Genomic DNA, 4,644 nt, shown 5'->3' with positions numbered 1-4,644 from the left:
TGGCGCCCGCGTCCGTGGCGCGCATGGTGGTCAAGGGCCAGCGCCAAGGGGAGCGTCGGAGCCAGCGAGTGCTCGCCGGTGTGGAGGTGATCTCCCGTCCACCGCGGTCTCCGATGGAGAACCGCCGTCGCGGTCAATGGGCCCAAACGGGGGCCCGGATCGCCGATATTCCTGAGCCACCACCGGACGAGCCGGGAAGAAACCGCCGGTGGCGGAGCGTCATCGCCTCATACCTCGTCACCGAAGCGCTGGCGTCGCATCGCGTTGATCGGGTAGCCCTCTTTGCAGGTGGACGCGACCTGATCCCACTCCTGCGGGAGCCCCAGATCGCGAGTGGACTTGAACTGGTCACCTGGGTAGATGATGACGGGCGAACCATCAACCATCTTCTCGAGGAGCCTTCCACTGCCGGGCAGTGGGTGCATCGCCTCGGCCGACAGTCCTTCGATCGCGTTGTCGAACCACCCCTCAACGCCTGGGTGCGGCAGCGTCGCGGTTCATCGAGGGGCCGAGCGTCCGATCAAGCCCCCGACCAGGCGTCGCATCGACGGTCGCCCCTGGAGCGCATGTTGCCGCGCTGGATGCGGCGCCCGCAAGAGGAGGCAGAGTGAGCCGCCAGCGTAGCCCGCTGCACGGGTCGCGGCGACTCGGAAGGGAGGCTCAGACCATACCAGGGAGCCGAATCGGGTGCAAGTGGCGGACCATCGAGCAACCGACGACGTAAGGGATCCCGATGACGCGAGTCGACACCTGGACGGTGAGCAATCGCGACCTTCAGCGCGCCCGTGGTCAGCCTGATGCGCGAGTGTGCATGGTGCGGCAACGAGCCGGGTGGAAATGGCAGGAGCTCGTCGGAGCCGTGACAGCGGAACTGACGGCGAGCGAGCGGCGTGTGCTCGCCATGCTCGTCGAGCGGCTCCGGGAAGAACGGGATGGCGCCGTAAGGGAGCTTCTCGACGTCCTGCGGGTCCGAGTCCCTGAGTATCGGGCCATCACAGACGACCGCTCTCTTGACCTCATCCGCGGGGGAATAAGCTACGTCTTTGACGTCGGCGTGGCCACGTTGGAGATTGGGCGCGAGCTCTCACCGCTCGAGGTTGCCCAGTTGCGGACGCTCGGCGGCCAACGGGCAACCCAAGGCCTGGCGCTCGAAAGCGTCTTGAGAGGCGTTCGAGTTGCGATCGACGGCGTGATGCGGCTCGTGCAGGCGAAGCTCGCGCGGATTGACGCGACGCCGCGACTCAGGGCGACAGTGGGGCTTCACGTTGGTACTCATTTGATCCGCATGGCGGAAGCGTTCTCCACGGCGATTGAGCAGGGCTTCCGAGCGGAGGGGCGTCCGCCGCCAGCCACTCCCTTACAACCGGACCCGCAGGATCGCCACAGGGAACGTGATCTCCGCACGATGCTCGAAGGCTCGGCGCCAGGATCGTCCCGCATCGGTGCCGTGGATCTCGAGCGACCCTCAGCGCTCATCCTTCTCGCGGTCGATGATTCACTGGGGCAGTCCACGCTAGGTGTTATGAGGGCAGCCCGCCTGCGAATCACCGAATCGACTGAGCGGCTTGCGTCCTGCATCGTTCAAGCGCGCGGTCGACGCTCCCCCGTCCTTGCGATCCTCGTCGGAGTCGAAACCGCGAAAGATTGGAAGCGCATCCGCTCGTCATTCGAAGCACTCGTCTTAGAGACGCGGGTCCTCGGCGCCCTGGTGGCTCTGCCACCGGCCGTTCATTCTCCTGTCTCGGTCCGCCATGCCTATCTGGCAAGCATGCAATCGTTCCGCGTGGGCGCCCTCCTCGCTCGCGGAAGAGTCATCGAGGCCGAGGATCTGCGATTCCTCCGAGTCCTGTGCTCAGACGTGACGGTGGTCTGCGCGTTTGTTCAGTCCGTCCTCGGCGAGTTGCTACGCGAGACGGCGTACCGGCGGGACATCTTGGCGGATACTCTCACGGCCTACTTCGCAGCCCGATCCCGTGTCAAGACGGCTGCCGCCAAGCTCGGCTGCCATGAACGGACAGTGCGCGAGCGCCTCGATCGGTTCGCCGCGCTCACTCAACAGGATCTTGATAAGAACCGCCTGGACATCGAATTGGCCCTTGCCCTACGGCCCGTCTGGGAAGGGGCTCGGCCGACCTCATCCTTTGGCGGGCGGCCGAAGGCGCAGGATTGAAACCTCTCCTGCGTTTGTACAGATGGGAGAGATGCGTGCAGGCCTCTGGAGGCGGATGAGCGTGAGATGTGCGGCAATGGGTAGGGAGGTGGGCCTGGCAGGGGCTCTAAGTGGCACGATGGCATGGCGCGGGCGCGAGGATGACGACCACCGCTCCTATCCGCGTCTCAGTCGGCACGGCGTCCGTCCACCGGCACCGACGACGGGCCATTCGTCAGCCACCCCAGTCCGGCATCCGTACGAAGCGCTGTGACCACGCCTAGGCAGCACCCCACAAGCCCCGGTGGAGTACGCGCCGACGGGGCGCGGGCAATCAGGGTGCTCCTGGCTTTGACGCTAGCCCTGCTGTCACTACTCGGCCGAGTGTCAAGCGCTGGCGCCCAGTACGACACGGTGAGGAATCCCTACAAGCAGTTCCCCTGGGCAAGCATCCAAAGTGGAACCGGACTTTGGGGCCTCGCAGTCCGCCCTGACGATTACGCCATCGTCTCAATCATCGACAACAACGCAGCCGACGACGGCTATCTCCACCTCTTATCCCCCTGGGACCGAACCATTGACGCCAGCAACCGATTCGGACCCTTGCTCCATCCATGTGCCCCAGTGATCGAAAACGACGCCGTCTATGTCGCGGGACCGATCCAAAACGGGTCATCGCCACACGCCGGCCTTGTTCCTTTGTATGAGCTCGATGAACGGAGCGGTAGCGTGCGCAGGGTCGTGACTTGGCTCGATCCTCTAGCGTGCGTCGGCATTGCCGCGGAGGGTACGACCGGCAAGCTCCTCGTTGCTGCGCTGCAGCATGGGAGCGCAGAGCTGGAGGTTGATGAGGTGGATCTCGCCAGCGCATCGGTCACCCCACTCATCCATAACATCGCTGTGGGAGGCATTGAGTCCTTGTGGTCGAGCCCGTCAGGGGATCAGATCTGGATCGGCGAGGATAGCCCGCCCGGGATCGCCGCATATGCGCGGAGTGGACAACTCGAGTATGCAATTGGGCCGCCTAGCAGCCCCGACGGTCTCATAGTCCCCACGGCGGGCTGTTTCGCTGGCAGTCTCTACTACACCGACGACGCGGCAAACGTCTACCAAGTGCAGCTTCCAAATACTGCAAGTGTCCCACTTGCTGCGTCAACCCGACAAGCGACATCGCAAGCGAATGTCTCCCGGATGGCTGTGGATCCTAGCGGCAATCTTGTTGTTGTGTTCTACAACGAGGTCATCGTCATCACGTGTCCCGACTACCAGTGGCCGGTTCCGCCCAATCACCACACCACGGGGGGTGGAAATGGTCCCAACGGTACGGGTCCAAGCAACCAGCCCACGACACCGGGCGGCGTGAGCGCTGGCGGCGGCCAGCCCGGCAACCATGCCGCCCTCAGTGGGCCCGCAGCCCCTGCAGCGCCGGGCCTGCAGCCGGCGCAAGCAACCCAGGCGCAGACTTCGACGTCGTCCCAGGCGGCGCAGCAACCCATGGCCGGGGTGAACAGCGCCTCCCAAGCGGCTGGGCAAGCGGCATCGGTCCCCAACACCGTTGGAATCATCGACGTCCCAGATCAACACCCGGTCATGGGCATGACCGCTGTTCCGGCGGACCCACCAACGGGGACGCCGGCGTACGTACCCGTCGGTATCGGTGCGACCGCTCTCTGTGCGTGGACATGGGCGAGCACTCGACGGCGACCAGCCCAGCGCTCGGTGAGAGTAGCACACGCCGGGCCCGACGGTCTGCGCGACACTTGCGGCGACGAAGTCGCGAACTTCAATCGCGATACCAGGGCAGGATTCAGTGGCGGTTGCCCCTGCTACTCGTGCGCCTACGGCGAGAGGTCACCGCGCCCCCGAGTAGCGCGGCAGTGAGAGCGAAGACGGCAGCCACGGGAAGAAGGATACCGGTCCAGCTGGCCGATGGCAGCCGCTTCGCGGCGACGCCCGCGTCGTCGGAGGGATTATTCCCGAAGGAGGGAGCCGTCTGCGAACCTCGAATTTCAGGGGAGACAGGGGCCGCGGATGCGCCGGCGGCACCCGGGTTGATGATCCCAGCGGCCGTGGGCGAGGCCGTGACCAAGGGGCACGACATATGCCATTGCGCCGCAGGATCGTCGGCGCAGAGGATACCCCCCTGTAGCGTCGACTGGGAACCGGTCCATGACGCCCAGGATGCGAGCACACGCTGGCCACGGATGACCGCGACGCCCGTGGCTCCATGGTCCAGCAGGCTGGCAGCTGTGCGCGACCAGGACCGTCCGTCAGGACTCACGAATATGCCGCCGGTTGTGGTCTCGTACCCGCGAGAATCTGCCAGCACGCCATAGACGGCGACATAGACATGCCCCTTCGCAGATGCTGCATTGAAGTCTGGCGTGAAGGCAACCTGCGGATATGCGGCCACCTTGAGGTTCGGCGTCGGAGGGAGGACCTGCACGGACGAGAATGAGGCCCCGCCATCGGTGGAAAGGAGGAGGGCTTGGCTC

The 4,644-nt window shown here is 65.1% G+C and carries 4 protein-coding genes; 2 read left to right on the top strand and 2 right to left on the bottom strand.

From position 1 onward, the window contains the following. Window positions 1-611 (top strand): hypothetical protein (locus VFC51_05960; protein HZT06556.1); only part of this gene is annotated, 611 nt, incomplete at its 5' end. A gap of 248 nt (window positions 612-859) precedes the next feature. Further along, the gene (locus tag VFC51_05955) at window positions 860-2,170 is read left to right on the top strand and encodes a helix-turn-helix domain-containing protein (GenBank protein HZT06555.1); all 1,311 of its coding nucleotides are present in this window, start codon (window positions 860-862) and stop codon (window positions 2,168-2,170) included. Window positions 2,171-2,908: 738 nt separating this feature from the next. Here the strand turns inward: VFC51_05955 and VFC51_05950 are convergent. Together VFC51_05950 and VFC51_05945 are read right to left on the bottom strand one after the other, a co-directional pair. Further along, window positions 2,909-3,040, bottom strand: coding sequence for a hypothetical protein (locus VFC51_05950; GenBank protein ID HZT06554.1), 132 nt, complete (start codon window positions 3,038-3,040; stop codon window positions 2,909-2,911). A gap of 916 nt (window positions 3,041-3,956) precedes the next feature. Continuing rightward, on the bottom strand, window positions 3,957-4,644 hold a 688-nt coding region (locus tag VFC51_05945; protein ID HZT06553.1), incomplete at its 5' end, for a hypothetical protein.

It is taken from the genome of Chloroflexota bacterium (genome assembly GCA_035652535.1).
Taxonomy (GTDB): domain Bacteria; phylum Chloroflexota; class UBA6077; order UBA6077; family SHYK01; genus DASRDP01.
Note: the sequence above shows the minus strand (reverse complement) of the source record. Positions and strands in the feature narration are given on the sequence as shown.